Below are 25,881 nucleotides of genomic sequence, written 5' to 3'. Positions count from 1 at the left end.
TGCCGAAGCCCTCATGACAGCAAGAGACCAACCCTCGAAAGGCTCTCCCAATGAAGCTCAACACGATCACCCGCACCGGCAGCGTCGCCGCGTCCATGGCGCTCCTGCTGGGTCTCGGTCTCTCGGCATGTGGTTCGGAGGACACCGCGTCCGGTAGCGAAGGCGGGTCCAGCACCTCCGAGTCGTCCGAGGCCGCGCCTGAGGAGGACATGGAGGCAGGTGCCCAGACCTTCGGCGAGGGCTGCAAGCTGATCCCCGCCGACGGCGCCGGCTCGTTCAACGGCATGTCGACCGCTCCGGTCGCCTCCGCGGCGAGCGCCAACCCGCTGCTCAAGACGCTGGTCTCGGCCGTCGGCCAGGCCGAGCTCGTCGACACCCTCAACAGCGCCGACGCGCTGACCGTCTTCGCCCCGACCGACGACGCCTTCGCGAAGATCCCGAAGGCCGACCTCGACGCCGTGCTGGCCGACAAGGAGACGCTGACCAAGGTCCTCACCCACCACGTGGTGGCCGGTCAGCTCGGCCCGGACGAGATCGCCGGTGAGCACGAGACCCTGGCCGGCGACATGATCACCGTCGAGGGCGAGGGCGAGGAGTTCACCGTGGGCAAGGAGAACGCCAAGGTTCTGTGCGGCAACATCCCGACCGCCAACGCCACGGTGTACGTCGTCGACACCGTCCTGATGCCCTGATCGGGACATCGGACCGGATATCCGCGAGGATCGACACATGAGACCGCTCAGCTCAGTCCCCTCCGGCGACTCGTCGCCGGAGGGGGCCGGGTCCCCGGGGCTCGCCGAGCTCCTCCGTCGCGTCGCCCGAGGCGACGAGGCCGCCTTCGCCAGCCTCTATGACGCGACCGCCGCCCGTGTGCACGGACTCGTCCTGCGGGTCGTGCGTGACCCGGCTCAGGCGGAGGAGGTCACCCAGGAGACGTACCTCCAGGTGTGGCGTACGGCCAGCCGGTACGACGAGAACCTCGGCAGCGCCCATTCGTGGCTGCTGACGCTGGCCCATCGTCGTGCCGTCGACCGGGTCCGATCCGCGGAGTCCGCCGGCCGCAACGACACGGCCTACCACGGCACCACCCAGACCCCGCCCCATGACACGACGGCCGAGGCCGTGGAGACCTCCTTGGAGGCTCACCGCGTCCATGCCGCCCTCGAGACGCTGACAGCAGTTCAGCGTGAAGCCCTGCAGCTGGCGTACTTCGGTGGTTACACCCACACTGAGGTCGCCGCCATGCTGGACCTGCCGATAGGCACTGCAAAGACCCGTATCCGGGACGGATTGATCCGGTTGCGCGACGCGATGGGAGTGAGCCGATGACCGCGCACGACATTCACGCCCTCTCCGGCGCCTACGCCGTCGACGCTCTCGACGACATCGAGCGCGCCCGGTTCGAGGAGCATCTCGCCGTCTGCGCGGACTGCCGCGACGAGGTGGCCAGCCTGCGCGACAGCACCTGGATGCTCGGCGGCCTGACCGACACCGCTCCTCCCCCGGAGCTGCGCGACCGTCTGCTCGCCGGCATCAAGGAGATCCGGCCGCTCCCGCCCGAGACCGCGCCGAAGCACAGGGCGAACGAGGTTCCCGAGACCTCGGACGCATCGTCCGGCCGTCGCCGGTTCGGGTGGCGTACGTTCGCCGCCGCGGCCGCGGTGCTGGCCGTCGTCGGCACCGGCACGGTCGCCGCCGTCGAGCTGATCCGCGACGACGACTCCAGCCAGACCATGACGACCGCGGAGCGGGTGCTGAGCGCGAAGGACGCCACGACCGTGGCCGTCGACCTTCCCGGCGACGCCCGGGCCCGGGTGGTCCGCTCGGTCTCGGAGAACAGGGCGGTGCTGGTCACCTCCGACATGCCGGCCGCGCCCGACGGCAAGGTCTACGAGCTCTGGCTCCAGCACGACGACGTCATGGTCCCCGCCGGCCTGATGCCCGCCGGCAGCGACCAGACCGTCGTCCTCGAGGGTGACGCCGGGGACGCGAGCGCGGCCGGGATCACCGTCGAGCCGGAGGGCGGCTCGGACGAGCCGACCTCGGCCCCGATCGCGCTGTTCGACTTCGCACAGGCCACCTGACCTGCGCGAACGGGAGGCTGGCCGGCTCAGGCGTAGGGGTCGAGGGAGACCCCGGCCGGCTTCCCGTTCGCCAGTGCGTCGCCGAAGCGCGCATCGGTGAGCTTGAAGGTGGCGGCGCCGAAGTCGGCCGCGACGAGACGGTCGCGGATGCCCGCCGGGTAGTTGTCCCAGCCGACCAGGCCCTTGACCTGCCAGACACCCTCGTGGTTCTCGGGCGGCTCGTCCCCACCACCGGTCTTGGGGAAGCGGAAGCAGTGGGTGCTGCCGCCGTCCTTGTGATAGACGGCCTTGGGGTGCGTACCGCCTTCGAACTGCAGCTCCGCCTCGGGCTTGATCTGGTAGCCGGAGTGCTGGGAGACGGACATGTAGCGCGCGTGACCGTCCTGCACCCACACGATGATGTGCTCCCAGTCGTGCCGGTGGCCGGCCGAGCCCGGGCCCCACGAGACCTGGTCCTTCTCGAAGTAATAGCCGTAGAGGTACGCACACCAGCCGTTGTTGCACTTCGAGCGGGAGTAGACGTTGGTGCTCTGCAGGTCGGAGAGGTCGCGGCACTGGCCGTTGACCGTGCCGCCCATCGCCAGGCCGCCGTTGAGCGTGCCGTCCGGACCGATCGCCGGTGTGCTGTAACAGCCGTCGGTGTCGAAGTCGAGCGCCGGCTGCCAGGTGCGGTCGCCCTCCGGGGCCGAGGCCGGCAGCGCCGGGGGCGGGGCTGCCCAGGCGGCCGCCGGAACGAGGGAGAGCAGTGCGGCGAGCGGAAGCGCGAGGGCGAGCTTGCGCGTGAGTCGTTTCCCGAGAGTCATGTGGGGTCCCTTGTTTGTGGGGGGAAGGGGGTGCCTAGATGCAACCAGCGCCACGATCGCGCGACAACCCCTTGGGTGTGAACGCACCGGTAACGCTGCTCGCCGGCCCTGGTTGGATGGACCGGTGGACGCAACGCAGTGGCAGGAACGGATCACCTCCGAGCTCGCCGGCCTCGGCCAGCAGGAGTTCGTGATCATCGGCGAGCCCTCGCCGCCAGCGCCGGCGCCGACCGGCTTCCTGGCCCGGCTCAGGGCGAAGTCGTCACGGTCGGCCGCGCCGTCTCGCTGGGGTCAGGTGCTGTGCGTGGACGAGGTGCTCTACGCCGAGTTCGCGGGTACGCAGCACGTCGGCGGCTCCTGGGAGGCCTCCACCGAGCAGCACGAGGCGCTTCGCTCGGCCGGCTGGCTGACCCCTGACGAGACCGACCCGATCGCCCCTGCTCCGGCCGTGGCGCACTACTGGCGCACCGTCCCCCGGTCCGAGGCGGCCCGCGTCGCCGGGCTCCTCGTCGACGCCTTCCAGATCCTCGGCGCCGACTTCGCCGCCCTCACCCTCGAGCGGGATCGGTAGCCAGCGGCTCGGTCCGGCTGCAGAACAGGTGCTGCGCCTCGTGGGCGGCGTTGCCGTGCGCGAAGGTGAGCGCCCCCTCTCCCGCGTCCTGCGTCTGCAGCGCGGGCGGGATCGGCGAGGCGGTGACGCCGAGGCAGAAACGTACGGCCACCGGGTCCTCGGGCAGCGTGATCGTCCCGTGGCCCAGATCGTCGCCGAACGGCTGGTTGCGGGTCGCCGGGAGGTCGATGCCGGTCTCGACCGTCACCGTCTCGCCCGGGGCGAGCAGCTGACCGCCACCGGTGGGCGCGACGGCCAGGTTGATGCCCGGCGGCCACGGGAACGCCCGGTGGGACAGCACCAGGACCGGTCCGTCCTCGCCGTTCTCGGTGGTGACATAGGGGGCGGTCGACAGCTTCGTCCCCGCCCCCGACGGCACCAGCGTACGGTCGGCGACGAAGACGTCCGTCGACTCGTTGTTGGTGACCGTGTAGGTCACCGTGACCGAGTCCGGGTCGACCGCGATGTCCGCCGAGAAGTCGACCGCCGGAGCGGCCGCCGACGGGCTCGGGTCCGGCGGCTCGCCTCCGTCTTCGAAGTCGGGCACGGCCGACCCGCAACCGCTCAGCGCGGCCACGAGGGCGGCGATCATCGAGCACATCTGGAGCTTCCTCATCGGCTCAGTAGTGCGGCCTGTTCGGCATCAGTAGGCGCCGAGCTGCTGGCACAGCAGCCGGTAGAACGCGGTGTTGGTCAGCGGGGTGAGCCGGTCCTCCAGGGCGAGATGGACACCGTCGGGACCGTTGATCCCGGCGAGTTGCCACGGGCCGACCGTGATCGCCCAGGCGGTGCGCGCGCCGAGTTCTGCGAGAACCACGTCGCGAGCTTCCTGGTCCTCGCCCAGGAGCTCGGCCATCCGGGCCGTCGGGAACGGGCGCACCGACCCGGCCGCGCCCTTGACCGGGCGGATCTTCAGGGTGCGCACCAGGCTCGGGACGAGGTGACCGCGCGGGGCTTCGAGGGGCTGCGTACGGGTGCCGTCGACGCCGAGCTCGAGGTGGATGCCCGAGGGGCCGACCGCGGCGCGGTGCTCGAGGCGTCCCCCGGGGCCGGCGAGGATCCAGACGACCTCCGTCGCCGCGGCGCTCATGCCGGGCTCCAGGTCGAGGCAGCGGCGTCGATCTGGGCAGCCCAGGTCGCATAGTCGCTGGTCAGCACGGTAGCGGTCAGGGTGTGGCCGACTCCGTCGATCGCCACGAACCACTGCTCCATGGTCAGCGCGGAGCCGCCCGGCCCGTCATACATCGCCAGCCGCCGCCCCGCCTCCTGCCCGGCGATCGTGAGGCGCTCGAGGTCGATCGGCGTGTAGCCCGGCATCATCTCGGTGAACGCCATCTCGGAGCCGACCTGCCAGTCGCGGAACCCCAGGTCGCCGTTGGTCTGGGCGGTCACCGTGAGGTTGGAGCGGAAGGTCCCGCTCTCCGGCGCGAGCGCCAGGAAGCGTACGCCCGCGGGCGGCTCGACACTCTCCCAGCCTGCCGGGAGGGTCAGGGTCGTCCGGTGATCAGACAAGGTCACTTCTTTCCCGCGGTGCGCTTCTTCTTCGGGCGCGACTCGCGATACCACTTCGGCTTGATGAACGGCGGGGTGGGCACGATGACCAGCAGCGGGTAGACGAGGCAGGTGAGCAGGAAGAGCCCACCGATGATCGTCCATGCCGCGGTCTGCTCCGGCACCAGGCCGAACGCGGTCGAGCCGGTGATGGCCAGCGCGGAGATGCAGGGCAGATGGATGAGCACGACGTCCTCGCCGACACCGCCCCGGTTCCACGCGGTCGCCCAGGAACGGGCACGAGCGGAGAGCCCGAGATGTTGCCAGATGCTGACCCCGGCGCCGATGACGCCGGCGGCGAGGATGAGTGCGGCCCAGATCATTGCGGTCCTAGTCCCAGAAGGTGATGGCGTCGCCGACATCGGAGGCTACCTCGCCGGCGCCCTCCGCGAAGTCGCTGACCCCGTCGACCACTGCCTCACCGAGCTCGCCCGCTTCGTCGACCACGAAGTCGGCCGCCTTGCCGGCCAGCCCTGAGCCGATCGCACCACCGATCACACCACCCACGACACCGCCGATGACCGTGCCAGGGCCGGGGAAGATGCTGCCGATCGCGGCACCGGCCTGAGCGCCGGCCCAGGCCCCGCCCGCGGCGCCCGCGGTCGTGATCGCGGAGGTGCTCACCGTCCGGCTCACCCGCTCCGTCGTCGACAGCGACGGGTCATCGGCGTCCTTCTGCCACTGCTCCCACGCCGAGGTGCCGGCCGTGACCACCCAGCCGGCCCGGGTCGCCCACTTGCCCGCGGTCAGCCACTTGCCGCGTACGGCTGCCTGGTTGGCCTTCGCGTGCCAGTTCTTGTCGTTGAGCACCTTCGCGGCGCGCTCCAGCTTCGTCAGGCTCGACGGGCTGGCGAACCGGCCGTTCACCCGCGGCTGGAACGTGCCGTAACGACTCTTCACCATCCAGTCGACGCCGGCGCCGGCTCCCAGACCGGCCAGCCCCAGGGCGTACGCACCGATCTGCATGCCGTCGGAGAAGTCCTTCGGCAGCAGGCCCAGGTCTTCCAGGCGGTCCTCGATCCAGCCGTCGCCGGTCGACTTCGAGATCGCCTTGCCGAGGTCCTCGTGGGCGTTGTCCTCGTCCTTGCGAGCCGTCTCGACCCGGCTGACCAGATCGTTCCACTTCTCGACCTTGGTGTTGTGGGCGTTGACGTCGCCTTCGGAGGCGTCATCGCCCGGCTCTGTCGGCGGCGAGATCATGGTGCCGCTGACCGCTAGTCCCGCCCCACTCGCCTCGGTGCGGATCGTCGACATCTTGGTCTCGACCGCCTTCAGGTCACCCGAGAAGGTCGAGAGGCCCTTGCCCATGGCCTCGATGCGCGACTCGAGCTGACGCAGGTCGCTCTTGCGCCTCTCCGCCTTCGACTCGAAGGCGGCGCCGGCCTGGCCCTTCCACGAGCCGGCGGTCTTGATCGCTTTGCCGAGGTCGGCGAGGGCCTCACCGACCTCGTCCTTGGCGGTCGTACACGCGTCCGCCGCAGTCTGCGCCTCCGACGCGTCGCCGTAGACCTTCGTGTCCATCGCCTCCGGCATCAGTTGCCCTTCACCCTCTGCTCGTGGCGCCGGCCCGCGTCGCCGGTCGCGTCATCGGTCGTGGTCGCATGGTCGAGAGCGTTCTGTACGCCGTCGCTGAGTTTCCCGAGGCCTTCCGCCATCCCTCCGACGGCCGCCGCCAGCGACGCGAGCGCGGTCGCGACCTCGGAGGACGACTCCCCGACGTCAGGGGTCTTCTGCAGCGGCTTGGCCTGCTTGAAGAGGTCTCCGCCGGCGGTGTCGAGCGTGCTCTTGATGGACCTGAGATCGTCGGGATTGACGTGCATGTCGTCGTCACTCATGCCTTCGTCCTACCCGCTTTCGCCCATTTCAAACATGCCGCACGTAAAAAGCCCTATACGGCCGCCGCGACCGGGCTCCGCACGTCCTGCTCGCCCTCGACGATCTTGCGGGAGAGCACAGCGAGCGCCTCATCGAGCTTGGCGTCGTCGGCGCCCCAGTCGGAGAGCTCGGTGACCAGCCACTGCTTGAACGCCGCGACCAGCTTGCCGAGCTCCTCCCTCCCCGCCTCCGTCAGTGCGTACGCCGTCTCGTCGCCGTAGAGGTAGCCCTCCGCCGCCGCGGTGGCGAACGCCGGCGCCAGCACCGCGCCCGGCATCCCGAGGCGGTGGCCGATCGCGACCAGCGAGGTCTCACCGCCGACCCACTCGCGGATGCCGATCTGGCGTACGCACCACGCGGTGGCGGCGTCGAGGTCGACCGCCGACTCCCGGATCATGGTGAAGGTCTCCGGCGGCTGGCGGCGGACGAGCTGGGCGACGGCGGCGTCGAGGCGCATGGCGCTGTCGGCGGAGTTGGGCATGGCGAAGCCGTCGCCCGGGTCGGTCGCGGCCGCCCTCGAGGTGTCGCGCAGGGGCACTTCCTTGAGGAGGAGCGCGACCAGGAACGCGAGCCCGGCGACGGGGACCGCGGCGAGGAAGACGACGTGCAGCGTCTCCGCGTAGGCGGTGATGATCGGCGCGCTCTGGGCCTCGGGCAGCGCGTGCAGGAGGGTTGGTGTCGCGACCTCGTCCGGGGAGACTCCGGCTGTGGCGAGCGCGGCGGGGAGCCGGTCGGCGAGCCCGTTGGCGTAGACGGTGCCCATGATCGAGGCGCCGAACGAGCTGCCCATCGTCCGGAAGAAGGTCACGCCCGAAGTCGCGACGCCGAGATCCTCGTAGGCCGCGGTGTTCTGCACGATGATCGTCAGGATCTGCATGCTCAGGCCGACACCCATGCCCATGATCAGCAGGAACAGCGACATCATCAGGGTGCTGGTGTCGGCATCCATGGTCGAGAGCAGATAGAGCCCCAGCGCCATGATCAGTGCACCGGCGACCGGGAAGATCTTGTAGCGGCCCGTCCGGCCCACGATCGAACCCGCCACCGTCGACGTGACCAGCAGACCGACGACCATCGGCAGGGTGCGGATCCCGGACGACGTCGCGGAGACGCCGTGGACGTACTGCATGTAGGTCGGCAGGTAGGTCATCGCGCCGAGCATCGCGAAGCCGACGATGAACGAGAGCACGACGCTGACGGTGAACACCCGGTCCCGGAACAGCCGCAGGGGCAGGATCGGAGAGACCGCCCGCGACTCCACCCAGACGAATATCGCGAAGGCGATCGCCGAGCCGATGAACAGGCCGATGATGGTCGCCGATCCCCAGGCGTACTCGGTCCCGCCCCAGCTGACGGCCAGCGTCAGCATCGAGGCGCCGAGGCCGACGAAGAGGATGCCGAGGTAGTCGATCGAGGGTCGCTTGCCGCGGGCGATCTGCGGCAGCGTCAGGCTGGCGATCGCGATCACGGCGATGCCGAGCGGCAGGTTGATGTAGAACGCCCAACGCCAGGAGAGGTGGTCGGTGAAGAGACCACCGAGGAGCGGCCCGAGGACGGTGGTGGCACCGAAGACCGCCCCGAGGGCGCCCTGGTACTTCCCGCGATCGCGCAGCGGGATGATGTCGCCGATCAGCGCCGTAGCGGTCACCATCAGGCCACCGGCACCGATGCCCTGCACGGCTCGCGCGCCGATCAACCAGGCCATGTCTGTCGCGAACCCGCACGCGGCCGAGGCGAGGATGAAGAGCCCGGCGGAGACCTGCAGCATCAGCTTGCGTCCGAAGAGGTCACCGAACTTGCCGGCGAGCACGGTCGCGACCGTCTCGGCCAGAAGGTAGGACGACACCACCCACGACAGGTGGCCGGCACCTCCGACGTCGGCCACGATCGTCGGCAGCGCGGTCGACACGATCGTCTGGTCGAGCGCCGCGAGCAGCATGCCGAGGAGCACGGTGCCGAAGATGAGATTGATCCGGCGCCGGCTCAACTGAGGCTCGGCCTCCGACGTCGCCTGCGGTGTTGCCATTGCGACCCCCACGGTCTCGACTGGAATCAAACTAAGCCAAACTCCAGGCCGGAGCGAGAGACCTCGCGGAGTGTCAGGCGACCTCCTCGTGGTGATCGGCCAGGTCGCGGATGAGGCTCGCGGCCGGCTCATGGACGAATTCAGCAAACCCGCCGAGCGCGGCGAGACCCTCGAGCGGCACGCCCGCGCCGAGCGCCGTGATCGTCTCCGGTCGCACCAGCCAGGCGGCCAGACACGCGGGATAGTCGGCCGGATGGTTGAACAGCTCGTCCAGCTCGTCCAGCTCCTCGTCATCGGGATTCCTGAACGCGTGCAGACCCGCGTCCATGGCGAGATTGACCAGTCCGTACGGAACGTCGGTGAGCAAGCCGTAGTCGCGCAGCCCGCGGTGGGTCCAGATCTCTCCCGGCTCGCGATCCGGCGTCCCGGTCCTGTCACGCAGCGCGTCGACCCACCGCTCCGGCTCATCCGCGACGGCGTACGCCACTTCCTCAGGCACCCGCAGCGGGGCCGTCTCGAACATCAGACCCTCGTCGATCGGCACGATCCGGCCGATCACGCACGCCCCGTCGTCGACGAGCAGACCGGCACCGATGTTGATCGTTGTCACCTGCTCCCCGGTCCTCGGATCCTCCCAGAGCAGGTGGCGTGGCGTCCGCCCCCGCAGCCGCACGCCACGCATCGGTGCCCGCACCCACTCCCAGATCCGGTCGGCGCCGGCGATGAGGTCGCCTGAAGCGTTGTGGCGCAGGAACGCCTCGAGCCCGCCGAGCTCGTAGAGGAAGGTCTGGCGATAGACCCAGTCACGATCCAGGATCTGGATCCGTTCGTCCTCCCGGTCACGTCCGGGATCGGGGCCGCCACGGACGTCCAGGGCGACACGGATCGCCTTCGACATCCGCCACTGGTTGCGCGCATGGGTCCCCTGCATCGCCTGCGCGAGGATCCATCGCGAGTGCGCCCACCTCGGCATCAGCGCCTCGAGCAGCCGCAGCTGTTCCAGCCGCTCGACACGCGACGGATGCCAGAACTGCTCCTTGGCGAGCTGGGCGCTGGTCGTGTGAATGATCTCCAGGGCCGACTTCACGTCCCCGCGAGCCTCGGCATCGTTCACCGCGAACATCGCCGGCCAATAGGGACTGTCGACGACCTTCTCGACGAACGACCGCCGCCGCGGATCCCCGGACCTGTTCGGTGGACGAGGTGACTTCTCACGCTTCTTTCGTTTGGGCATGGCCCCAGCAGACCCCGGATCCATAGGCCCCGCCAGCGCCTATCACCGGCATGTGGATAACCCCGTCCCGAAGCTCGCCTGTGGACAGTGATCGGCCCGGCGTTCAGGCAAGAGCGAGAAAGAGCTTCTCCATCTTCTTGGTGTCGACACTGTCGCGACCACCCTCGGCGAGGCACTTCTCCAGCCCGGTGGCGACCAGCGCATAGCCACCTCGGCTGACCGCCTTGTTGACCGCCGCGAGCTGGGTCAGCGCGTCCTCGCACTCCGAGCCCTCCTCGAGCATCCGGATCACGGACGCGAGGTGTCCGTTGGCCCGCTTGAGTCGGGTGATGACGGCCTTGATCTCGTCAGGCTCGAGCTGCATCAGAGTCCTTCTTCTTTCCTCGGGTGCCGCCAGCGCGCCGGAAAGCCACTGGCATCCCGGCGATTCTATAACCCCCCGGGGGGTTATGCTACCGTCGCCGACGTAACCCCCCGGGGGGTTACGTCGACCGGCGACCGAAGGGAGCCACCCATGACCACCACGACCGACCAGGCCTCACCCCACGGCAAGAGCGTCCTGCGCGAGCTCGGGCCACTCCACCAGGAGCTGCGCCGCGCCATCCCCGACGTCTACGCGGGCTGGGGCGGGCTCTCCAAGGCGGCCTTCGCCGACGGCGCTCTCGACCGCAAGACCAAGGAGCTGATCGCCTTCGCGATCGGAGTAGTCGAGGGCTGCGACGGCTGCATCGCCTCCCACGGACAGGCCGCTGCTCGCGCCGGGGCGAGCCCCCAGGAGGCAGCCGAGGCCATCGGCGTCACCTTCCTCATGCACGGCGGCCCCGCCACCATCCATGGCGCGCGAGCCTTCGACGCGTTCTGCGAGTTCGTCGACGCCCTCGACGCCGGCGAACCTCCCGCCTGATCATCGACCAGATCCACAGAAGCAGGAACCGAACAATGTGTCGCCCCGTCCGCTGCAAGAAGTGCAAGAAGACCACGTGGGCCGGCTGCGGCCGCCACGTCGCCACCGTCAAGGCCTCCGTACCCACCGGCCAGTGGTGCCCCGGCCACTCCGCCGACCCCAAGGACCCCAACGGCACCTGGCTGGCTCGCTTCCTCGGTCACTGACTGTCGGAGGTCACGCCTATCGTGCCCAGCGACCACCAATTCGTCCGACGCCGTTGCCGTCGACAGGAACCCAGGAGGGCTCGTGACCGCGCTCGCCGATCCGGAGCTCGCCACGGCGCGACCTGCAAGCGCGGCGAGCCTGGGTCGCGCGCGAGCTGGAGCTGCAGGACGGCGTGGCCAGCCGAGCACAGCTCACCTTCGGCGGCTACACCCCGAACGACATCCGTCGCGCGATCAGGCGGCGCGAGATGCAGGCGGTCCATCGCGGTGTCTACGTCACCCACACCGGCCCGCTCACCTGGTCTCAGCGCGCCTGGGCGGCGGTGCTCTACGCCGAACCCGCAGCGCTGTGCGGCCCATCCGTTCTGGAGCCGAAGCGCACCGATGAAGTCCACGCACCCATCCATGTGGCGATCGACCACGCCCGCCGCCTCGACCCACCGTCCGGCGTCGTCATCCACCGCGTGGTCGGTCTCTCCCGGCAGACCTTCGCCGCCGACCGACCGCCCCGCCTCAAGCTCGAGGACAACGCCCTCCTCCAAGCGAGGAACGCCACCTCCAAGATCGAAGTGATCGGCCTGCTCACCGACACCATCGGCCGCTGCGGCGTGACCACCGATGCCGTACGCACCGCATTGAAGCGCCACCCACGACTCCCCCGCCGCGCCTTCATCAGCGACCTGCTCACCGACGTGGATGCCGGCACGTGCTCGGTCCTCGAGCACGCCTACCTCACCCGAGTCGAGCGCGCCCACGGCCTCCCGACAGGCACCCGCCAGAGCCAAAGACAGACGCCGACCGGCAAGGAGTTCCGCGACGTCGAGTACGACGCGTACGACCTCGTCGTCGAGCTTGACGGCCGACTCAACCACGAGTCGTGGAGCGCCCAGGGTCGCGACGCCGACCGGGATCTCGACGACCTGGCCCTCGGCGGTCGGGCCACCGCCCGCCTCCGCTGGCATCAGATATTCGGTACGTCGTGTCGAACCGCAGCCAGGATCGCCCAGATCCTGAAGGCGAATGGGTGGAAAGGTGATCCGATCCCCTGCGGCGAGGGGTGTGACCTCCCAACGTGGGAGTCCTGAGGTCACCCAGTGACACCGAGACTCCCACGTCACCCCTGATCCAGGCGCCTGCCGCTGTGGATGTGGACGTGGAGGTGCTTGGAATCCTGGTATGCGCCCAGGTTCGTGAGGACGGCAGCAGCACCATGACTCGCCTCCACGTCCCGGGCAATCTCCCGAACGATCGAGAGCAGTGCCCGCACATCCGCCTCGTCGGCAGCACTGACAGACGTCAACGATGCGATGTGACGCTTGGGCACGACTACAACATGGATCACCCAATACGGCCGGGTGTGATGGAACGCCAGCACCCACTCGTCCTCATGCACCACCTCGAGACGGTCGGTGTGCGGAATCGCGACGTCACAGTAGAAGTCGGTCCCGGTATACAGGTCCTCGGTCTCCTCTGAACTCACCTGGCAACCGTATGGTCTCGGCAGCGCTACGCGGCTGGAGTTCCTTGGTGATGCACCAGGCGCCAACCTCCCGGGCGGCGTTGCCAGAGGGAGGTTCGGTGAACCGTGCGCTCGCCACGGACCGATCGCCACCGCAGGATCATCACGTCGTCCGCGAGCACACGCCCGGTGAGTCCGTGCACCTCGATGTCAGGAGTCTCCTCATCCTCGGATGCAAGCATGTCCAGAATCGACGCCAAGTCCCACAGGCGTCCCGAGGAACCGACCTCCTCGAAGTCTGGCGCGAGAAGGTCCCTGAGCCGCGCTGGATCGGCACGAATCGCGGCCGTCTGCAGCTCACACTCGAGCGCCATCACCTCAGCCAGATCCGCTTCGCTCACGACCCGCAGGCTATCCAAGAGACATGGGAGTCCTGAGGTCACCCAGTAACACCGAGACTCCCACGTCGACCCTGAAACGAGTCCGGTCCCGCACCCTTGCGCGGGTGCGGGACCGGAACTACTCACTCACGACTCAGCTGCAACCGGAGGTCGAGCCGCAGCCCTCGCAGACGTAGCAGGAGCCGGCGGGGCGCATCTTGGTGCCGCAGGTGAAGCAGAGCGGACTGTCGATGGCCATGCCGCTGATCGACTCGAGCAGCTCGGTGGTGGTGTGAGCGGTCGCCTTGGGCGCCTCCTCGACGACCTCGGCCTCCTCCTCGATCTCGGCCTCGACCGGCTCGACGACAGGAGCGGCCTTCGGGGCCGGAGCCGGCTTCTGGACGAGCTCGGCGGCGGTGGTGCCGTTGCCGAGCTGCTCGTAGGAGCCGGTCTCGAGGTAGCGCTGGCGCTCGTCGGCGGAGTAGATGCCGAGAGCCGAGCGGTCCTCGAAGGACATGTAGTCCAGCGCCAGCCGGCGGAAGACGTAGTCCATGAGCGACTGCGCCATGCGTACGTCCGGGTCGTCGGTCAGGCCGGCGGGCTCGAACTTCAGGTTGGTGAACTTGGAGACGTAGGTCTCCAGGGGCACGCCGTACTGAAGGCCGACGGAGACCGCGATGGAGAAGGCGTCCATGACACCGGCCAGGGTCGAGCCCTGCTTGCCGAGCTTGAGGAAGACCTCTCCGAGCTCGCCGTCGGCGTGGGCACCGGAGGTCATGTAGCCCTCGGCGCCACCGACGGTGAAGGAGGTGGTGCGCGAGACGCGGGACTTCGGCAGGCGCTTGCGGGTCGGCGCGTAGACGATCTTCTCGATGATCTTCTCGACGACCTCGGGCGCGACCTCGGCCTCGGCAGCGACCTCGGCGGCAACCGTGGAGAGACCCTGGTCCTTCTTGGCGTTCTCCGACTTGCCGTCGGCCAGAGGCTGACCGACCTTGCAGTTGTCGCGGTAGATCGCGGTGGCCTTCAGGCCAAGCTTCCACGACTCCATGTAGACCTGCTCGATCTCCTCGACCGTCGCGGTCTCGGGCAGGTTGACGGTCTTGGAGATCGCACCGGAGAGGAACGGCTGGGTGGCCGCCATCATGCGTACGTGGCCCATCGGCTGCAGCGCGCGCTTGCCCATCGCGGTGTCGAAGACCTCGTAGTGCTCCTGGCGCAGACCGGGGGCGTCGATGACGTGGCCGTGCTCGCCGATGTAGGCGACGATCGCCTCGATCTGCTCGGGCTGGTAGCCCATCTTCTTCAGCGCACGCGGGATCACCTGGTTGACGATCTGCATCGAGCCGCCGCCGACGAGCTTCTTGAACTTGACCAGCGAGAAGTCGGGCTCGATGCCGGTGGTGTCGCAGTCCATCATGAAGCCGATGGTGCCGGTCGGCGCGAGCAGCGAGGCCTGCGCGTTGCGGAAGCCGTTGACCTTGCCGAGCTCGACGACGTCGGACCACACGCGGGTCGCGGCGTCGATGATGTTGCGGTCGACCGGGTTGATCGAGCGGACCGCGTCGTTGGCGGCCTGGTGCTTGCGCATGACCCGCTGGTGGGCCTCGGCGTTGCGGGCGTAACCGGCGTACGGCCCGACGACGGCGGCCAGCTCGGCCGAGCGCTTGTAGCCGGCACCGGTCATCAGCGAGGTGATGGCGGCGGCCATCGTGCGGCCACCCTCGGAGTCGTAGCCCAGACCCATCGCCATCAGCAGCGCGCCGAGGTTGGCGTAGCCGATGCCGAGCTGGCGGTAGTCGCGGGTGGTCTCGCCGATCGCCTCGGTCGGGAAGTCGGCGAAGCAGATGGAGATGTCCATCGCGGTGAAGACGACCTCGCAGGCCTGCTGGAAGCGCACGGCGTCGAAGGTGTCGTCGTCCTTGAGGAACTTCAGCAGGTTCAGCGACGCCAGGTTGCAGGAGGAGTTGTCCAGCGACATGTACTCCGAGCACGGGTTGGAGCCGGTGATCCGGCCCGTCTCCGGGTTGGTGTGCCAGTCGTTGATCGTGTCGTCGTACTGCAGACCCGGGTCGGCACACTCCCACGCGGCGATCGAGATCTTGCGGAACAGCTCGCGGGCGTCGATCTCCTCGATGATCTCACCGGTGGTACGCGCCCGGAGGCCGAACTTCTTGCCCTCCTCGACAGCGCGCATGAACTCGTCGGAGACGCGCACGGAGTTGTTGGCGTTCTGGTACTGCACGGACGAGATGTCCTTGCCGCCCAGGTCCATGTCGAAGCCGGCGTCGCGCAGCGCGCGGATCTTGTCCTCCTCGCGCGCCTTGGTCTCGACGAACTCCTCGATGTCGGGGTGGTCGACGTCGAGCACGACCATCTTCGCCGCGCGGCGGGTGGCGCCACCGGACTTGATGGTGCCCGCGGACGCGTCGGCGCCGCGCATGAAGGAGACCGGACCGGAGGCGGTGCCGCCGGAGGACTTCAGCAGCTCCTTGGAGGAGCGGATGCGGGAGAGGTTGAGACCGGCACCGGAGCCGCCCTTGAAGATCAGGCCCTCCTCCTTGTACCAGTTCAGGATCGAGTCCATGGAGTCGTCGACCGAGAGGATGAAGCAGGCCGAGACCTGCTGGGGGGACTCGGTGCCGACGTTGAACCAGACCGGCGAGTTGAAGGCGAAGTGCTGGTTGACCAGCAGCCAGGTGAGCTCGCGACCGAAGAGGTCCGCGTCGGCCTCGGAGGCGAAGTAGTCGTTCTCCTTGCCGGAGGCGACGTAGGTGTTCACGACCCGGTCGATCAGCTGCTTCAGGCTCTGCTCACGCTTGTCGGTGCCGATGGCGCCGCGGAAGTACTTCGTCGTCACGATCGTCGAGGCGTTGATCGACCAGAAGTCGGGGAACTCGACTCCGGTCTGCTCGAAGACGGTCTCGCCGGTCTTCCAGTTCTTCTGGACGACGTCGCGCCGCTCCCAGGTGATCTCGTCGTAGGGGTGGACGCCCTCGGTGCTGAAGATCCGCTCGATCTTCAGCCCGGCGCCTGCCTTCGCCGATGCCTGTGCCTCTGCTGCCGTGTCTGTCATTTCGTTCCCCCTGTTGTCATCGATCGCTGTGCCGTACTGCTGGTCGGTGCTGATGGTGGAGTCCTTGCTCTGTTCTATCTGTTTCCGCTGGATGGCCCGGACAGGTCGCTTCCCCACGGCCTGCCCGGGCCGGTCTGTGTGATCCGTGGGATCTAGTCGCTGCCCACCGGGGCCTCGACCGGGTGTTCTGCCTCGAAGTCTTTGACTTCCCGTTCCGTACGCAGCATCTGGATCTCGCGCTCGAAGTCGTCCGCCGAGCCGAAGGCCCGGTAGACGCTCGCGAAGCGCAGGTAGGCCACCTCGTCGAGCTCACGCAGCGGCGCGAGGATCGCCAGCCCCACCTCGTTGCTGGGAACCTCCGCCAGCCCCTGGCTGCGCAGCGCCTGCTCGACCTCCTGGCCGAGGCAGGCGAGCTGGTCCTCGGTGACCGGCCGACCCTTGCACGCCTTGCGTACGCCGTGCACCGCCTTGTCGCGACTGAACGGCTCCGCTGCGCCGGAGCGCTTGGCCACCATCAGCTGCATCTGCTCGACGGTTGTGAACCGCTTCCCACACTCCTGGCAGACCCGGCGGCGCCGGATCTGGCCACCGTCCTCGGCCACGCGGGAGTCGAGCACCTTGGTGTCGCTGTGTCGGCAGAACGGACAGTGCACGGTCGAGCCCCTCTCGTGAGACCTGTGGATCCAGGCCGTCTCAACGGCGGCCCGAGCCTGTGGAACCTGTGGATATGAGCGTGAGTCCCTGTGGAACAACACCCCCGTCGCTGTGGGCCATCCGCCTGTTCATGTGAACTAGATGTGGATAACTACAGCGGTGTAACTACTAGATGTAGTGGTAACCGTACGCCCGCCCCCACGACGATGCAAGCGAGCGGCGCGTTTACCCGCGCGCCCGGCGTGTCGCCGGTCAAACACCGAAAGATTCCGGTTCAGCGGCGCCGGACTGGCCTGGATGAGTAAGAATGGCCCCCGTGACAAACATCTCCGGAGGAAATCGCGTCGGGTCGCGGAGAGGCACGCGCCCCAGAAGCGGTCCCCGGCCACCTTTCATCTTGCCTGCGATCGCGACACTGGCATTCCTCGTCATCTGGGGAGTGCTCGTGTGGGTCGCCGTCGGTTTCGGGGCCGACGCACGGGGAGGCGATTCCGGCGCCTGGGCGAAGCTCGCCGTCGCGGCGGTCGTTGCAGTCGCCTGCCTCTTCTTGACCTTCACCTTCGCCGGGAAGGCCTGGCGGGCCTTCTCCGGCTCCCCGACCACGCCACCCACCGACGACTACACCGGAAGCCACTCCAACGCCTACGTCGAGGAGCAGGACTACTCGGACACGACCTACTCCGACCAGCAGCTCTACACGGAGCAGGCCTACCCGGAGCAGGACTACTACGGCGCCGGTTCCTACGGCTACGACGACACCGGCTCCTACGGCCGGCACAGCTCCGACACCGGGAGTCAGCCGCCCTACGGCGACACCGGGAACCCGTCCTACACCGACACCGGATCGCAGTCGCCCTACGGCTATCCCGGCAGCGACCAGGGCTACGGCAACACCGGCAGCCGGGCCGCCTACAGCACGTCGTCCTACCTGCCGCCGACCAGCCCTCCGCCTTCCCCGCAGCCCTACTACTCGAGCCCGCCGACACCGACGTCGACGCCACAGAGCACTTCGGGGTACGGCTCGCAGGGATACGGCACGGACAGCTACCCCACCCAGCAGGGTGGCTCGCCGCAGTATCAGTCCGGTGCCTACCAGACCCCGACCGGCTACGGTCAGACGGGCTCGAGGGCCCGACTGACCCAGGACCCCGCCGCGACCCAGGCGATGCCCACCCAGCGGCAGCCCCAGGATTCCCCGGTCGAGCCGGACGACGAGTGGCCGCCGCGGCACGGCACCCGCAACAAGCAGTGGCCGCCGGCCGAGCCGGACCGCCCCTACCGCGGGCGCCACTGACGAGACAGCGAGAGTGCTGCAGACGCTTCCCATCGTCTGCAGCACTCTCACTTTTCCCGGTTGCCGGCCGCCGGGGTCGAAGGAGCAGCCGGACATCTGTGGGGCGCCCTACGGCGCGGTCGGGATGATCAGGGTCTGACCGGACATGAGCATCGAGGACTCGAGACTGTTGAGCTCCTTGATCGTCTGCTCCATCTCCCGAATCGAGGCGTCGGTCCCGGCGACGGCCTTCGAGGAGATGTCCCAGAGCGTGTCGCCATCGCCGACGACCATCGTGTGGGCGGCGGGGGCGGGGCCACGAAATCCGGCATCAGCGTCCGCACCGTTCTCCACCGCGAAGGCCACCCGGGCCCCGATCAGTGCGATCCCGAAGAGCACGACGAGCGCGAATGCGAACACGACGACGCGGCCGCGGCGAGTGAGCCGCACGGTCGAGCGACGCACCTCCCGCACCGGACGGGGCGGCTCGGCTACGGGCAGCACATAGACTGTTGCACTCATCTCACGGCCTCCTGATCACAAGTCTCTCGATCACGTGTTCGATCGAGCACATGTTCGAAGGTAGATCACGTGTTCGAACAACGCAAGTAGCGACGCCCAGAATTTTCGAACGCCGACACGCGCCACCCATGAGATCGAACAAATGTTTGATGTCGTGGTGCCAGAGGGACTAATGTGGTGACATGACCACGCAGAAGACAGGCACCGGATCAGGCGGTTCGAAGAAGAGCCGCGTCCGCGAGCTGCCCGACGGGCCGCCGGACGCGACCGGGCTCACGCCGCGTCAGCAGCGCATCCTCGCTCACCTGCGCGACAGCATCGAGCAGCGCGGCTACCCGCCCAGCATGCGCGAGATCGGTGCTGCGGTCGGGTTGACCAGCACCAGCAGCGTCGCCCACCAGCTCCGGGCGCTGGAGCAGCGTGGTCTGATCCGCAAGGACCCGAAGCGACCGCGCGCCCTCGAGGTCTTCCTGCCCGAGGTGATGGCCCACCGCAAGGCCATGTCCGGCGAGGAGCCCGAGACGACGTTCACGGCCGAGGCCGGTGTCAACCCCAACCCCGACGCCGCCATGGTCCCCCTGGTCGGGCGGATCGCGGCCGGTGGCCCGATCCTGGCCGAGGAGACCTCGAGCCAGCAGAGCGTCGAGGACGTCTTCCCGCTGCCCAAGCAGCTCGTCGGCAACGGCGACCTCTTCCTGCTCTCGGTCTCCGGTGACTCGATGGTCGACGCGGCCATCTGCGACGGCGACTTCGTGGTCGTGCGCCAGCAGCCGACCGCCGAGAACGGCGAGATCGTGGCCGCGCTGATCGACGGCGAGGCCACGGTCAAGACGCTCTCCCGCAAGGACGGCAAGGTCTGGCTGCTGCCGCACAACGCTGCGTACGAGCCGATCGACGGCACCCACGCGACGATCCTCGGCAAGGTGACGGCGGTCCTACGCAGCCTCTGAGCCCGCCCCGGGGACCAGCCCGGAAACACTGCGTGAACTCAGCCGCCGGCCCATGACAGGGCCGGCGGCTGCGTCGTTCCATACAGCGTGACCCAGAGCAGCACGACCCAGACGCAGATCGACCGCCGCACCCTCATCGCCGCCGGGCTCGCGAGCGCCGCAGCGGCCGGAGCCATCGCTCTCCCCGAGCCCGCTGAGTCCGCCGAGGCCGCCGGCGGCTCGCTCAACCACTTCCAGCACGGCGTCGCCTCCGGCGACCCGCTCCCGGACCGGGTGGTCATCTGGACCCGGGTCACGCCGTCCGCCGACGCGACCCCCGGCTCCGGCAGCAGCGAGGAGGTCTTGGTCCGCTGGGAGGTCTCGCCCACCGCGGACTTCGGCCGCGTCACCGCCAAGGGATCCCGGCAGACCGGCCCCGACCGCGACCACACCGTGAAGCTCGACGTCACCGGCCTGGCCCCGGAGAGCTGGTACTTCTACCGCTTCACCTACAACGGCCAGACCAGCCGTGTCGGGCGTACCCGGACGGCTCCGGCCGCCGACGCGACCCCGGAGAACGTACGTTTCGGGGTGGTCTCCTGCTCCAACCTGCAGGCCGGCTGGTTCGCGTCCTACCGGCACCTGGCCGCCCGTGACGACCTGCACGCGATCCTCCACCTGGGCGACTACCTCTACGAGTACGGTCCCGGCGAGTACGGCTACGGCATGGCCAACGAGGACGTCCGTCCGCACGAGCCCGCCCACGAGATGCACACGCTGGCCGACTACCGGATCCGGCACGCGCAGTACAAGCGCGATGTCGACCTCTCCGCCGCTCACGCCCGGCTGCCCTGGATCGTCACCTGGGACGACCACGAGTCGGCCAACGACGCCTGGCTGCTGGGTGCCGAGAACAACGAGCCCGGCGAGTACGACTGGATCGACCGCAAGACCAACGCCAACCAGGCCTACGACGAGTGGATGCCGCTGCGTGTGGACGGCACGGCAACCGTGGAGACCGACGGCCACCTCCACGACCGGATCTACCGACGGCTGCGCTTCGGCAACCTGCTCGAGCTGAGCATGCTCGACCTGCGCTCCTACCGCTCCCAGCAGGTCGCCCGCACCGACCTCGCCGGAGTCGACGACCCCGACCGCACGATCACCGGCGACGAGCAGCTGGCGTGGCTCAAGGACGGTCTGCTCACCGACGCCCGGTGGAAGATCGTCGGCAATCCGGTGATGATCGCCCCGGTCACCTTCGGCGCGCTCCCGAAGAGCCTGATCGCGCCGGTCAACGACGTCACCGGCCTGCTGCCCGACAACGGCATCGCCTACAACGTGGACCAGTGGGACGGCTACACCGCCGACCGCACCGAGCTCTTCGAGCACATCCGCGACAACGCGATCACCGACACCGTCTTCGTCACCGGCGACATCCACTCGGGTTGGGCCTGCGACCTGCCGTACGACTCCGCCGTCTACCCGCTCGGCAAGACCGCCGGCGTCGAGTTCGTGGCCACGTCGGTGACCTCGAACAACCTCAAGGACATCCTCGGCGCCCCTCGCCGCACGGCCAGTCTGACGGTCGAAGGCATCATCCAGACCGCCAACCGCCACGTCCGCTACCTCAACTTCGACGACCACGGCTACTGCGTCCTCGACGTGACCCGCACCCGCGCCCAGATGGACTGGTACGTCATCGGCGAGCGCAAGGACTCCAACACCACGGCCACCTGGACCAGGTCGTACGCCACCGCAACCGGAAGCAACAGGCTCCATCGCGTCACTGTGCCGGTCTAGGCCGTGTCCGCCGGACACAGCGTCGCTCTGCGCTTAGACTGCCCAGGTCTGCCATCCCGAACGTCTGGTACCTCATGCGAAACATTGCCCGCCGGATCAACCGGAAACAACGCTCCCTCGTCCTGATCGCGGGCATGGTCGTTGCGACGTTCGTCGCCACCATGCCGGCAACCGGGTCGACGCCGGCGACCTCGGTGAGGACCGGCGGCGACACCAGCGCCGAGCAGCCGGTGACGGAGAAGGTGGCCCGGGAGGCGCTCGCCGCGGCCAAGAAGGTCAAACGCAACCAGTCGGTGCGCGGTGCCCGCCAGGTCGTGCCCGGGCGGCACATCGCCGGCCGGCCAGACGCGACCATCGCGCTGGCCGACCTGTGGAACGCCAAGGATGCCCTGGACGGCTCCAACAAGGCGGCCGCGCGTGAGCTGCTCGCCCGCCCCCGCACCGCGACCCAGACCTGCAGCGACGTGGTCTGCGTCCACTACACGCCGGGCAAGGGCGGCGACCGTGCCTCGACGGCGTACGCGACCCAGGTCCGTGACGTGGTCACGAAGGTGCACAACCTCTACGTCCAGGCGGGCTACCGCAAGCCCGCGGCCGACAAGTCGGTCACCCCGGGCAAGGTCGACATCTACCTGGAGAACCTCTACGACGAGGGCTACTACGGCTACTGCGCGCCCGAGACGAAGGTCTCCAAGACCGCCGCGACGGCCTACTGCGTCCTGGACAACGACTACGCCACCAGCGAGTACGGGTCCTACAACACGCCCACCGAGAACCTCCGGGTGACCGCCGCTCACGAATATTTCCACGCGGTCCAGTTCGCCTACGACGCCGGCGAGGACCGCTGGATGATGGAGTCGACCGCGACCTGGGTCGAGGACGAGGTCTACGACAGCATCAACGACAACCGGCAGTACCTCGGCTACGGCCAGCTCGAGGACCAGCGCAAGCCGCTGGACAACTCCTACGCCTCCAACCTCGGGATCTACGGCAACTGGATCTTCTTCCGCTACCTGTCCGAGCGCTTCGCCAAGGAGCGCGGGACGCTGCCGGAGGTGGTCCTCTCGATCTGGAACCGAGCACCGTCGACCTACTCCACCACCGCCATCCGGCAGGCCCTTGCTCAGCGTGGCACCACGCTGAAGCAGGAGTACATCCGCTTCGCCGCCGCCAACCTGGCCCCCTCGAAGGCCTACAGCGAGGGCGGGGCCTACTACCCGCCGGTCTACGACGGCCGCACGGCGCTGCCCGCCAAGCGGCAGACGGTCGACGGCAAGTTCACCCTCAAGCACCTGACCTACGCCTCCCAGCGCCTCGTCCCCAAGAAGGTGGGCAAGGGCTGGAAGCTGCGCGTGAAGGTCGACGTGGCCCGGCCCAACGCCAACGCCGCTGTGATCAGCGTGTTCCGCACCGACGGCACCCGCGCCGTCTACTACCTCAAGCCCAACAGCAAGGGCATCGCCACCAAGACCATCGAGGGCTTCTCCTCGAAGCGGATCCGCAAGGTCGAGGTCACCTTCGCCAACGCGAGCAGCAACTTCAAGTGTGGCCAGGGCACCGCGTTCTCCTGTCACGGCGTCGCGACCCCCGACAAGGCCACCCACCGCTGGTGGGCCAAGACCTACCGCTGACCCGAACCAACCCCCGCCGAGTCGGCTCGTTCTCACGAGCCGACTCGGCGTGGTTTTCGGTCAGAACGAGCCGACTCAGCAGAGATCAGGCCGAGGCCAGCTCCGAGAGACGCTTGAGGGCCTTGCGTACGACGTCGGGGTCGGTCGTGGCCCACATCGGCGGCAGGCTGGCCTTGAGGAATCCGCCGTAACGGGCGGTGGCCAGGCGGGCATCGAGCACGGCCACGACACCGCGGTCGGTGGTGGTGCGGATCAGCCGGCCGGCACCCTGCGCGAGCAACAGGGCCGCATGGGTGGCGGCGACCTGCATGAACCCGTTGCCGCCGGCCTTGTCGGCCGCCTGCTGCCGGGCCGACATCAGCGGGTCGTCGGGCCGCGGGAACGGGATCCGGTCGATGATCACGAGCTGGCAGGTGTCGCCGGGGACGTCGAGGCCCTGCCACAGCGACAGCGTGCCGAAGAGCACCGTGTGCGGGTCGGCGACGAACTGCGCGGCGAGCTCGGGCAGCTGTGCGTCACCCTGGGCCAGCGTGGTCAGGTGAGGCAGCTTCTGGCGCACGACCTCGGCGGCGGCCTCGGCGGCACGCCGGGACGAGAAGAGCCCGAGCGTACGCCCGTCGGCGGCGTCGACCAGGTCGACGATCTCGTCGAGGGTCTTGGCACCCATCCCGTCGCGCCCGGGAGGAGGCAGGTGTCGGGCGACGTAGAGGATCCCCTGCTTGCCGTAGTCGAACGGGCTGCCGACATCGAGCCCGATCCACGGCAGCACGTCATCGGTACGCTGCGCCCCGGCGCCCACCTCCGTGCGCTCCTCCGCCTTGAGCCCGAGAGATCCGGCCACGGGGCCGAAGTCGCCGCCGAGCTTGAGGGTCGCCGAGGCGAAGACGACGGTCTTCTCGGTGAGCAGCTTCTCGCGCATCTGCGCCCAGACCTGGAGCGGAGCCACGCAGAGCCGGGGCGGGATCCTGTCGCCGCCCTCGTTGAGCCAGATCACGTCGTGCTCGGAGGCGGCGGCCATCCGCTCGGCGGTGGTGAAGACCTCCTGCAGGCCGCCCTTGGCCTGCTGGAAGCCGGGGTCGGCACTGTCGGAGTCCTTCGGCTTCGGGAGCGCCGAGATCGCGGACCGGGCGGCGTCGCGCACCAGCACGAGCGCGTCGGAGATGACCTCCGGGAGGGTCACGAACCGCCCTGGTGAGCTCTCGTTGATCGCGGCCCGCAACGCGTCGGAGGCGTCGGCCAGGTCGTCGGCCTCGGAGCCCTCGATGTGCTTCTGGGCCCGCCGGGCGGCCCGCTCCACCTCGGCCGCGGTCAGCTCGTCGGTCGCCGCCTGGGTCACCCGGGCGACGAGCTCGTGGGCCTCGTCGATCACCACGGCGTCGTACTCCGGGATCATCGGCACGCCCTCGATCGCGTCGATCGCGAGCAGGGAGTGGTTGGTGACGATCAGGTGGCTCTTCTGGGCCTTGTCGCGAGCGACCTCGACGAAGCATTCCTCGCCGAAGGGGCACTTGGCGGCGCCGAGGCAGTCGCGGTGGTTGACGGAGACCTGGCGCCACTCACGGTCGGTGTGGCGGGGCGCGGAGTCACGCTCGCCGCTGCCGCCCTTCTCCGCCTCCTTCTCGGCCCAGCTGCGCAGCTCGAGGACCTTCTCGGCCATCGGACCCAGCGGGACGTCGACCAGGGTGCCCTGGTCGTCGGGAGCTCCCTCGCGCACCCGGTGGAGGCAGGCGTAGTTGGAGCGGCCCTTGAGGACGGCGTAGGACGCGTCGACGCCGGGGCGCGTGCCGATCGCCTTGACCAGGCGTGGCAGGTCGCGCTCGACGAGCTGGTGCTGCAGCGCCAGGGTCGCGGTGGCGATCACGACCCGGCTGTCGTGGAGCAAGGAGGGGACCAGATAGGCCAGCGACTTCCCGGTGCCGGTGCCGGCCTCGACCAGCAGGTGCTCTTCGTCGACCAAGGCCTGCGCGACCGCGTCGGCCATCATCACCTGACCCTCGCGGGTGGCTCCGCCGAGGGTCGCGACCGCATCCGCCAGGGCTTCACGTACTGGCGTCTGGGAGGCGATGTCGGTTGCGGTCACTCGGGCAACCTTAGCCGTGCGCGGGGACAGTCTCCGATCGGCTCTCCGCGATCCGGCGGGCGACGATCTCCCCGAACTGCATGTGACCCGCGACCGTCAGGTGGGTGTTGTCCTCGAGCATGGGCAGCTCGAGATCGAAGACGTTGATGTAGGTCACCCCGTACTCCGCCGAGACCCGCCGCATCATCTTGTTGACGGCCCTGATGGCCTTGGCACGGGAGTTCACCTTGGGCGCGCTGAGCACGATGACCTCGTGGTCCTCCAGCTCGTCCAGCGTGGCCCGGAAGCCCTTCTCGACGTCGTCGAGATCGCTCTTGGAGTCGTTGATCCCACCCTCGAGCACGACCAGGTCGGCCCCTTGCGCCACCGCGTCGGGGACACGCTCGGGGAACGAGATCGGGCCGCACCGCTCCATCAGCGCGTGCGAGTATCCGGTGCCGCCGAAACCGGAGACGCGCACCTCGCCGTCGAGATAGCGCGGCCAGGACAGTCCGGGGTCGTCCAGCCCGAAGCCGGAGGCCCAGGAGTCACCGATCACCACGACGCGCTCGCCGGCACCGGTCACCACGGAGGCGCGGGTCACCGACTCGGCGGCCAGGCGAGTGCACAGGTCCTGGGTCAGCTCGGACTCGTGGCTGGCCTTCTGTCCCGGGAGCACGCCCTCGTCCTTGCTGGCACAGCCTGCGAGCATGGCCACCAGGACAGCACCGGCCAGCGCGCCCACGATCGTGGCGCGCGCCGCGTGGCGTACCTCTGTGCGCATCCCTGCCCTCTCCGACGA

The 25,881-nt window shown here is 68.9% G+C and carries 28 protein-coding genes; 11 read left to right on the top strand and 17 right to left on the bottom strand.

The window, feature by feature from the left end:
* Positions 1–50: 50 nt before the first annotated feature.
* The 3 genes from ACFV9G_RS07020 to ACFV9G_RS07010 are packed head-to-tail and all read left to right on the top strand — an operon-like array spanning position 51 to position 2,084.
* Entirely contained in the window at positions 51–692 is a 642-nt protein-coding gene (locus tag ACFV9G_RS07020) for a fasciclin domain-containing protein (RefSeq protein ID WP_378726173.1), read from the top strand.
* Between the two features lie 37 nt (positions 693–729).
* A complete protein-coding gene (gene sigK, locus ACFV9G_RS07015) occupies positions 730–1,329 on the top strand; it encodes an ECF RNA polymerase sigma factor SigK (RefSeq protein WP_378726171.1) in 600 nt (199 codons plus the stop codon).
* Positions 1,326–2,084, top strand: coding sequence for an anti-sigma factor domain-containing protein (locus ACFV9G_RS07010; protein WP_378726169.1), 759 nt, complete (start codon positions 1,326–1,328; stop codon positions 2,082–2,084). Before sigK ends, ACFV9G_RS07010 begins: the two co-directional genes overlap by 4 nt.
* A gap of 26 nt (positions 2,085–2,110) precedes the next feature.
* Here ACFV9G_RS07010 and ACFV9G_RS07005 read toward each other — a convergent pair whose 3' ends face one another.
* Positions 2,111–2,887 carry an NPP1 family protein gene (locus ACFV9G_RS07005; RefSeq protein WP_378726167.1) on the bottom strand — a complete coding sequence of 259 codons (777 nt, stop codon included), beginning with the start codon at positions 2,885–2,887 and terminating at the stop codon, positions 2,111–2,113.
* Positions 2,888–3,011: 124 nt separating this feature from the next.
* Here ACFV9G_RS07005 and ACFV9G_RS07000 point away from each other — a divergent pair, with 124 nt between their 5' ends.
* Positions 3,012–3,458, top strand: a complete 447-nt coding sequence (locus tag ACFV9G_RS07000; protein WP_378726165.1) for a hypothetical protein — start codon at positions 3,012–3,014, stop codon at positions 3,456–3,458.
* Here ACFV9G_RS07000 and ACFV9G_RS06995 read toward each other — a convergent pair.
* From ACFV9G_RS06995 to ACFV9G_RS06955, 9 genes are all read right to left on the bottom strand, one after another.
* A complete protein-coding gene (locus ACFV9G_RS06995; RefSeq protein WP_378726162.1) occupies positions 3,436–4,113 on the bottom strand; it encodes a hypothetical protein in 678 nt (225 codons plus the stop codon). The two genes, ACFV9G_RS07000 and ACFV9G_RS06995, sit on opposite strands and share 23 nt — an antisense overlap.
* 27 nt (positions 4,114–4,140) lie before the next feature.
* Positions 4,141–4,587 carry a hypothetical protein gene (locus ACFV9G_RS06990; RefSeq protein ID WP_378726160.1) on the bottom strand — a complete coding sequence of 149 codons (447 nt, stop codon included), beginning with the start codon at positions 4,585–4,587 and terminating at the stop codon, positions 4,141–4,143.
* Complete coding sequence (locus ACFV9G_RS06985; RefSeq protein ID WP_378726159.1) at positions 4,584–5,009, bottom strand: hypothetical protein; 426 nt, start codon at positions 5,007–5,009, stop codon at positions 4,584–4,586. Before ACFV9G_RS06985 ends, ACFV9G_RS06990 begins: the two co-directional genes overlap by 4 nt.
* A 2-nt stretch (positions 5,010–5,011) precedes the next feature.
* On the bottom strand, positions 5,012–5,371 hold the full coding sequence (locus ACFV9G_RS06980; RefSeq protein ID WP_378726157.1) for a hypothetical protein: 360 nt from the start codon (positions 5,369–5,371) through the stop codon (positions 5,012–5,014).
* A gap of 7 nt (positions 5,372–5,378) precedes the next feature.
* Positions 5,379–6,581 carry a WXG100 family type VII secretion target gene (locus ACFV9G_RS06975; protein WP_378726155.1) on the bottom strand — a complete coding sequence of 401 codons (1,203 nt, stop codon included), beginning with the start codon at positions 6,579–6,581 and terminating at the stop codon, positions 5,379–5,381.
* A complete protein-coding gene (locus ACFV9G_RS06970; RefSeq protein WP_378726152.1) occupies positions 6,581–6,883 on the bottom strand; it encodes a hypothetical protein in 303 nt (100 codons plus the stop codon). Before ACFV9G_RS06970 ends, ACFV9G_RS06975 begins: the two co-directional genes overlap by 1 nt.
* Before the next feature lie 53 nt (positions 6,884–6,936).
* On the bottom strand, positions 6,937–8,949 hold the full coding sequence (locus ACFV9G_RS06965) for an MDR family MFS transporter (protein WP_378726150.1): 2,013 nt from the start codon (positions 8,947–8,949) through the stop codon (positions 6,937–6,939).
* A gap of 73 nt (positions 8,950–9,022) precedes the next feature.
* Positions 9,023–10,072, bottom strand: coding sequence for a hypothetical protein (locus ACFV9G_RS06960; RefSeq protein WP_378726148.1), 1,050 nt, complete (start codon positions 10,070–10,072; stop codon positions 9,023–9,025).
* Positions 10,073–10,286: 214 nt separating this feature from the next.
* A complete protein-coding gene (locus tag ACFV9G_RS06955) occupies positions 10,287–10,547 on the bottom strand; it encodes a metal-sensitive transcriptional regulator (protein ID WP_141802705.1) in 261 nt (86 codons plus the stop codon).
* A 150-nt stretch (positions 10,548–10,697) separates the two neighbouring features.
* Between ACFV9G_RS06955 and ACFV9G_RS06950 the strand changes: the two genes are divergently transcribed.
* From ACFV9G_RS06950 to ACFV9G_RS06940, 3 genes are all read left to right on the top strand, one after another.
* Entirely contained in the window at positions 10,698–11,087 is a 390-nt protein-coding gene (locus tag ACFV9G_RS06950) for a carboxymuconolactone decarboxylase family protein (protein WP_378726146.1), read from the top strand.
* A 35-nt stretch (positions 11,088–11,122) separates the two neighbouring features.
* The gene (locus ACFV9G_RS06945) at positions 11,123–11,293 is read left to right on the top strand and encodes a hypothetical protein (protein ID WP_378726144.1); all 171 of its coding nucleotides are present in this window, start codon (positions 11,123–11,125) and stop codon (positions 11,291–11,293) included.
* 173 nt (positions 11,294–11,466) lie between these two features.
* On the top strand, positions 11,467–12,378 hold the full coding sequence (locus ACFV9G_RS06940; protein ID WP_378726142.1) for a hypothetical protein: 912 nt from the start codon (positions 11,467–11,469) through the stop codon (positions 12,376–12,378).
* 29 nt (positions 12,379–12,407) lie between these two features.
* Here ACFV9G_RS06940 and ACFV9G_RS06935 read toward each other — a convergent pair whose 3' ends face one another.
* From ACFV9G_RS06935 to nrdR, 4 genes are all read right to left on the bottom strand, one after another.
* Positions 12,408–12,773: an HIT domain-containing protein gene (locus ACFV9G_RS06935; RefSeq protein ID WP_378726141.1), complete on the bottom strand. Its 366-nt coding sequence runs from the start codon at positions 12,771–12,773 to the stop codon at positions 12,408–12,410.
* A gap of 26 nt (positions 12,774–12,799) precedes the next feature.
* Complete coding sequence (locus ACFV9G_RS06930; RefSeq protein ID WP_378726139.1) at positions 12,800–13,153, bottom strand: DUF4440 domain-containing protein; 354 nt, start codon at positions 13,151–13,153, stop codon at positions 12,800–12,802.
* Positions 13,154–13,286: 133 nt separating this feature from the next.
* On the bottom strand, positions 13,287–16,208 hold the full coding sequence (locus ACFV9G_RS06925) for a vitamin B12-dependent ribonucleotide reductase (protein WP_378726137.1): 2,922 nt from the start codon (positions 16,206–16,208) through the stop codon (positions 13,287–13,289).
* Between the two features lie 152 nt (positions 16,209–16,360).
* Positions 16,361–16,861: a transcriptional regulator NrdR gene (gene nrdR, locus ACFV9G_RS06920; RefSeq protein ID WP_378726135.1), complete on the bottom strand. Its 501-nt coding sequence runs from the start codon at positions 16,859–16,861 to the stop codon at positions 16,361–16,363.
* Between the two features lie 398 nt (positions 16,862–17,259).
* Here nrdR and ACFV9G_RS06915 point away from each other — a divergent pair, with 398 nt between their 5' ends.
* Positions 17,260–18,156: a hypothetical protein gene (locus ACFV9G_RS06915; protein ID WP_378726134.1), complete on the top strand. Its 897-nt coding sequence runs from the start codon at positions 17,260–17,262 to the stop codon at positions 18,154–18,156.
* Positions 18,157–18,264: 108 nt separating this feature from the next.
* Here ACFV9G_RS06915 and ACFV9G_RS06910 read toward each other — a convergent pair whose 3' ends face one another.
* Positions 18,265–18,657, bottom strand: coding sequence for a LysM peptidoglycan-binding domain-containing protein (locus tag ACFV9G_RS06910; protein ID WP_378726132.1), 393 nt, complete (start codon positions 18,655–18,657; stop codon positions 18,265–18,267).
* Between the two features lie 182 nt (positions 18,658–18,839).
* On the opposite strand from ACFV9G_RS06910, the gene lexA reads away from it, so the two are divergent.
* The 3 genes from lexA (at position 18,840) to ACFV9G_RS06895 (ending at position 23,020) form a co-directional block, all read left to right on the top strand.
* Complete coding sequence (lexA, locus tag ACFV9G_RS06905) at positions 18,840–19,607, top strand: transcriptional repressor LexA (RefSeq protein WP_378726130.1); 768 nt, start codon at positions 18,840–18,842, stop codon at positions 19,605–19,607.
* An 87-nt stretch (positions 19,608–19,694) separates the two neighbouring features.
* Positions 19,695–21,389: an alkaline phosphatase D family protein gene (locus ACFV9G_RS06900; RefSeq protein WP_378726128.1), complete on the top strand. Its 1,695-nt coding sequence runs from the start codon at positions 19,695–19,697 to the stop codon at positions 21,387–21,389.
* Positions 21,390–21,463: 74 nt separating this feature from the next.
* Complete coding sequence (locus ACFV9G_RS06895) at positions 21,464–23,020, top strand: MXAN_6640 family putative metalloprotease (protein WP_378726126.1); 1,557 nt, start codon at positions 21,464–21,466, stop codon at positions 23,018–23,020.
* 85 nt (positions 23,021–23,105) lie between these two features.
* Here the strand turns inward: ACFV9G_RS06895 and ACFV9G_RS06890 are convergent, their stop codons facing one another.
* Both ACFV9G_RS06890 and ACFV9G_RS06885 read right to left on the bottom strand, forming a co-directional pair.
* Positions 23,106–25,100, bottom strand: coding sequence for an ATP-dependent DNA helicase (locus ACFV9G_RS06890; RefSeq protein WP_378726124.1), 1,995 nt, complete (start codon positions 25,098–25,100; stop codon positions 23,106–23,108).
* Between the two features lie 10 nt (positions 25,101–25,110).
* Complete coding sequence (locus ACFV9G_RS06885; RefSeq protein ID WP_378726122.1) at positions 25,111–25,863, bottom strand: SGNH/GDSL hydrolase family protein; 753 nt, start codon at positions 25,861–25,863, stop codon at positions 25,111–25,113.
* Positions 25,864–25,881 lie beyond the last annotated feature (18 nt).

Source organism: Nocardioides sp. NPDC059952 (assembly GCF_042730435.1).
Lineage (GTDB): Bacteria > Actinomycetota > Actinomycetes > Propionibacteriales > Nocardioidaceae > Nocardioides.
This window is presented reverse-complemented; position numbering and strand designations above follow the sequence as displayed.